Source organism: uncultured Negativibacillus sp., assembly GCF_944388365.1.
Taxonomy (GTDB): Bacteria; Bacillota; Clostridia; order Oscillospirales; family Ruminococcaceae; genus Negativibacillus.
The window spans coordinates 1-5,296 of record NZ_CALXIN010000113.1; the positions used below are offsets into that span (position 1 = coordinate 1).

General features: G+C 56.9%; 6 protein-coding genes. All 6 read right to left on the reverse strand.

Going from position 1 to position 5,296, the window contains the following annotated elements; genetic code table 11:
• Window positions 1-130 (reverse strand): peptide-methionine (S)-S-oxide reductase (locus Q0L39_RS10455; RefSeq protein ID WP_296628993.1); only part of this gene is annotated, 130 nt, incomplete at its 3' end.
• Window positions 131-132: 2 nt separating this feature from the next.
• Window positions 133-492, reverse strand: coding sequence for a helix-turn-helix transcriptional regulator (locus tag Q0L39_RS10460; protein WP_296628985.1), 360 nt, complete (start codon window positions 490-492; stop codon window positions 133-135).
• Window positions 493-535: 43 nt separating this feature from the next.
• Window positions 536-718, reverse strand: coding sequence for a hypothetical protein (locus Q0L39_RS10465; RefSeq protein ID WP_296628987.1), 183 nt, complete (start codon window positions 716-718; stop codon window positions 536-538).
• Window positions 719-936: 218 nt separating this feature from the next.
• Window positions 937-3,600 carry an AAA family ATPase gene (locus tag Q0L39_RS10470; RefSeq protein WP_296628988.1) on the reverse strand — a complete coding sequence of 888 codons (2,664 nt, stop codon included), beginning with the start codon at window positions 3,598-3,600 and terminating at the stop codon, window positions 937-939.
• Window positions 3,600-4,685 (reverse strand): DNA repair exonuclease, encoded by a 1,086-nt coding sequence (locus Q0L39_RS10475; protein WP_296628990.1) that lies wholly within the window; start codon window positions 4,683-4,685, stop codon window positions 3,600-3,602. The genes Q0L39_RS10470 and Q0L39_RS10475 overlap by 1 nt, the downstream gene beginning before the upstream one ends.
• A 146-nt stretch (window positions 4,686-4,831) precedes the next feature.
• Window positions 4,832-5,296, reverse strand: a 465-nt coding sequence (locus tag Q0L39_RS10480) for a precorrin-8X methylmutase (RefSeq protein WP_296628992.1), incomplete at its 5' end; no start/stop codon positions are given.

The window sequence follows — 5,296 nt, forward strand, 5'->3', positions numbered from 1 at the left end:
GCTCATAGCTGGGAGCCTCGGTGGTTCCGTTGGCAAAGCCAACCTGGGTACGCACGACTCCTTTGATCTGGTCCAGATATTTCTGGGTGCCCCAGAAGCATCCCCCAGCAAGATAGATTATTTTTTCCATATTTATGCGTCCTCCCTGTCCTTGAAAGCAAAGTAGAGCATCGTCACCTGACGGAAGAACTGCTCCTTGGTTTTGGCGTCCAGCATGTCGCTTTCAAACAACACCTGAACCATGTTCTGAAGCTGTTGCACCCGCAGCTGTGATTCTCCTGCTGCATCGTCTCCACTCTGCATCAGCAGCTCGGTGGGAACCTCCAGTGCTCGGCAAAGCCGTTCCACAATATCAATCTTGGGTGCGCGGCTGTTTTTCTCGTAGTTATGAATCGACCGTTCGGTGATTCCTGTCTGGCGGGCCAGCTCACTCTGGGTGATGCCGGCAGCTTTCCTTGCTCTTTTTAAGTTTTCCCCAAAAGACACATCCATCGTTCCCTTCTCTGCCGGGCGTCTTTTTGCCCGTTTTCTTTTCTCAACACATTGCGATCTTTCCTCTGAAGATCAGCAGAAATATCAAAAATCCTCCCACAAACACCAGCATCCAGCCGGTAAAAAACCTTTGACTTCGATTTCGCCCGAGGATCAGGGCTGCCACCGAACACAGCATCATCAAAACGGATGCTGCCATCAGGGCATGGTACAGTGCCGCCGGCACTGTGATCCAGCTGACTCCTCACGCCATTCGATCTTCCTCCCCTCTTTTTCTCCTGTCGTTTATTATGACAGATAGTTTTTCTTATTATAACATATAACTTTCAATTTTCAAACAAATGATCCCACAGTTTAATATTTCCAACATCTTTTGCAACATTTTTTGTGCAATGTAAAAAGGGATGGACGTAAATTGTCCATCCCTTTTACTGTTTGTGCGATTTACAGCACAATTTTATCAAAATGGATCCCTGCTTGTTCCAGCATTTTGCCTTCGCGGCGATGGCAGCTGAACAACAGGATCTGTCCGTCGGTGGTCTGCTGCAGATACCGCAGAAGCTGTGCGGCGCGGCGGTCGTCGATCTGGGTGAAGCTGTCATCCAAAATCAGCGGAATCGGGCAGTCACTGCACAACAGGCGCATCAGCTCAATGCGCATCACCAGATAAAGCAGGTCGGAGGTGCCGCTGCTGAGATTTGCAGCCTCCACCAGCTGTCCGCTTTGGCGGTCCTCCACGCGGACGCCCAGCACCTGGTCGATGACCACGCGGGTGTATCGTCCTTCAGTGATCTGTTCGATGGCGGCGGATACCCGCTCATTGAGCTGCGGCGCAAAGTCGCGGTGCAGCTGACCGCTCAGGTGCAAAAGCTTTTCCTTTGCAAGTCCCAATGCTTCCAGCTCGAAGCGATAGCCCTCGCAGAGCTCCTTGACGCTCTCCAGCTCTGCCAGCACCTGTCCTGATGGGCGCTGTGCTTCCTCCCTGCCCTGAAACAGTCCGTCCAGATTGGCTGCCTGTTTGGAAAGCGTTTCCAGCTGCTGTTCTAATTCATGCAGCTGCTCCCGCGCTGCCGAAAGTTCGGGAACTTCCTGTCCGTCCGATGGAGCATGGGAGCGCACCGTCTGTTCCAGCTCGTGATAGCTGTATCCTCCCAGCGTTTCGTCAAACAGCTGCTTTTGGAGGTTGAGCTCGATGCAGACCTCGTCGTAGCGGCGCTTGCCCTGACGGCGATATTCCAGCTCGTCGGCGGCGATGCTCTCCTTCTGCGGGTCGGAGGTGACCAGCGCCTGTGCGATCGAGGCGTTGATCTGCTCGATCTGCTGCGCGCAGTTTTGTTCCTCCTGTTGCATCTGGGTCTGCTGCAGGCGCAGACGCTGCAGCTCGGCGAGAATACGCTTTGCCTGTCCGACCGATTCGCGCAGCGATTTGGAGCACAGATCCGCCTGCGGATTGCCGGTCAGCGCCGCAAGATACTGTCCCAGTTGCTGATACAGCTGCTGGGCGGTCTGGATGCGGTCGCGAAGCTCCTGTTCCAATGTCCGCTGCTGGCGGGAATACTGTTCCAGCCGGTCGTTATCCAGCTGCGCTTTGCGGAGCATCTCCTCCATGGCTGCCAGCGGATCGGACTGGGTGTTCAGCTGCGGATAATCGTCCATCAGCTGCTCGAGCAATACCTTCGCACGGCGGGAAGGATGCTGTGCCGGACGAAAGAGCAAAAATCCTCCCAGCATCAATAGCGCCAGCGCAGGTACGGCGGTGAGTGCACCGGCGGTGCGCATCGACGGCACCAGCACTGCCGTCGCGACCGCCGCCACCAGAAGTACCGCTCCGACACCCAGCGCAAGCCAGGCGGCATTTTGAAAGGAGGAGGTCTGCGGTTTGGACAGCCGGCGCATCGTCTGCACATCTGCCTCCAGCTTTTCTGCGTCCACCCATCCAATGCTGCGGCACTGTTCGGTGAGCGCTGCCAGCTGCTGCTTCTGCTGAACGATCTGTTCTTTCTGCTGGGCAAGCTGGCGGCTGCGTTCACACATCAGGTCGTACTGCTGCAGCAGCTGTTCGTCCGCGCTGTGTACCTCCAGAGTGGCATACAGGTTTTCCAGCTCCCGACACCGCTGGGTAAGCTGTTCGTTTGCACGGCGATATTTTTCGGCGGTGCGGGCAATCTGCATCCGTGCGCCCAGCCGTTTCTGTGCCTGATCCACCGCCGCCAGATCGACCTTGCTGTAAACTTGCAGCCGTTCCTGTTCCCGTTCCAGCCGTTCGATGCGCTGCTTGATGTTCTGCGCCTTGAGGTACTTTTCCTCCAGCTGCCTGCGGCAGCCCTCGCGGATGGTCGCTTCCAGAGCGGTCTTTTCCTTTTGCAGCTGCCGCAGCTGTTGTTCCAGCTCGGTGCGCTGGCGGCGAAGCTGGAGTTCCTCCGCTTCCTTCTGACAGGCGAGCGTCCACTCGCTTTCTAGCTCCTTCTGGCGCTGGCAGGCCTGTCCATAGGGAGTTCTGCTCTTTTTGGGTGTGCCGATCGCCTCAGACTTTTGTTCCAGCTGACAAAGCACCGCCTGCAGGGAAAGTCCCGCATCGCCGGTGCCGGTCATCGAAAGCAGCCGGTCGTTTAGCTGCGCCGAGAAGCTCTCCTCCCTGGAAACACTGCCGCAGCTCAGCTGGGCGATGCTGGCGGTATTGAGGAAGGCGGTTTTGGTCATGCCCAGCAGCGTTTCACCCACCTGCACCTGTCGGGTGACCGGATGATAGGGAAACTCCTGGGTGCAGTCCTCGCCGGTCTGCGCATCGTAGACCCGCACCGACTCGCTGTCGCGGTCAAAGCTACGCTCGATGCGGTAGCTGCGCTCTCCACGTCGGCAGACCAGCACGCCGCGATAACTTCCGCCGTCCCAGGGCTTATACTTTTCCTGATGGAAGGTATAGCTGCGGCGCTTTGCCTCCGGCTGGAAAAAGCCGTAAAACATTCCCGTCAAAAACGCCTGCACGGTGCTTTTTCCAGCCTCGTTCTCTCCTTCGATCAGGTTAAGGCCCTCTCCAAAGGTGATGCTTCGTCCGCGAAACTGTCCAAATCCCACCAGTTCCAGACGGATAATCTGCAGCGGCTGCACTAGCTTTCCCTCCCTTTCTGTGAAATCAACGCTTCCAGCCCATATTCCAGGGCACGGCGATGGACAGCGTCCATCGTTTCCCCTTGGAAGCTCGCGATAAAGTCGCCGATGAGGTTGCCCTGATTCTCCCGACCGAGCTGCTTGAGGTCATAGTCAGGAGTGGTCTGATCGTCCAGGCGGCAGAGATAGCCCTTTCCCAACAGCTCCTCCCGAATGCGCGAAAGATCCCAGCCTGCGCAGGACGGATGGGTGCCGTAGAGCCCGACGGTGTAGATGTCGTCCTGACAGGGCAGCTTTGCGGCGATGCGCTCAGCGATGGCAAGCTCGGCATCCTGTGCCGCGGTCTGTACCGTCAGTGTGCGGTAGTTCCTGCGGGCAAAAGGAACAAACTGCACCTGTTGGTTTGTTTCGTCTGTGTCCACCAGCCAAAAACCGTGGCTGCCTTCCTCGCCAAAGTCCAGCGGCTCCGGACTGCCGGCGTAGCGCACATTCGGTGCAAGTTCCATCGGCGAATGGATGTGTCCCAGCGCTACATAGTCAAAGCCTGCCTGCGACAGAGCATCTTTGTCCACCGGCAGATAGCGGCTCTCCTCGGAGAGTGCATCGGCGTGCAGCATCAGAATCTGGTACAGATTGCTGTGTGCGTCCGCCTTTGGGACACTAAACGGTTCGGTCATCTCCTTTTTATCCCAGCTGTGGCAGGTGATCGACGCGCCCAGCGGCTCCAGCGTCATCCTGCTGATTCCAGGCGGCGCAAGATAGAGCCTGCGGCTCCAGCTGATCTTTTGATAGGCGCTGTTTTCGATCTGCGGGTCGTGGTTGCCCGAGATGGCAAACACGACGGCGCGCTTCAAACGCTCGATCATCGCATTGATGTTGCGCAGCTCCTCCACGCAAAGCTGGTCGCTGTTGAGAAAATCTCCGCAGCACAAAATCAGATCCACCTGATGTTCGTTTGCATAGTCAATGATTCTCGAAAAGGTATCCAGCAGTTCCCTGCGGCGCTGCTGAGCAAAGGCTCTGCCATAGCGCGCCTCGGAAAACACCCTGCCAAGGTGCAGGTCGCCGGTATGTAGAAACCTCATGGGGTCTTCCTCCTAAAAAATCGAAATTATGTCCTAGTATAGCACAAAGCGTTCCGCAGGGCAACCAAACTTTATTCGCAGATTTTCTTCCTATTTAATATACACAAAGCAAGACCTCAGCTAAGCCGCTGAGGTCCTGATAGAAATTACATCTGATAGAGCATGGCGTTGCAGATTGCAGCGGCGACATTGCTGCCGCCCTTTCTTCCGCGTGCCACAATGCAAGGGACACCGGTCTGCAGGATCAGCTCCTTGGCTTCGACGACGTTGACAAAGCCGACCGGCACGCCGATAATCAGCTCTGGGCGGAGCTTCTGCTCCTTGATCAGCTCATAGAGCTTGACCAGCGCCGTCGGTGCATTGCCGATGGCAAAAATGAGCGGCACCGACAGCTCGGCTGCCTTCTCCATGCTGGCGGTAGCACGGGTAGTTCCCTGCGCTTTTGCCTTCTGTGCGACGTCCTCGTCGGACATAAAGCAGTAGGCTTCGCCGCCGTACTGTTTTAAGCGGGTTTTGTTGATGCCCGAACGCGCCATCTGGGTGTCGGTGACGATGCAGGCGCCGCGGCGCAGCGCCTCGATGCCGGCGGCGACGGCGCCCTCGGAGATATA

Coding starts and splice junctions, on each gene's coding strand:
- Q0L39_RS10460 (WP_296628985.1), bottom strand. CDS start 492: ATGGATGTGTCTTTTGGGGAAAACTTAAAAAGAGCAAGGAAAGCTGCC.
- Q0L39_RS10475 (WP_296628990.1), bottom strand. CDS start 4,685: ATGAGGTTTCTACATACCGGCGACCTGCACCTTGGCAGGGTGTTTTCC.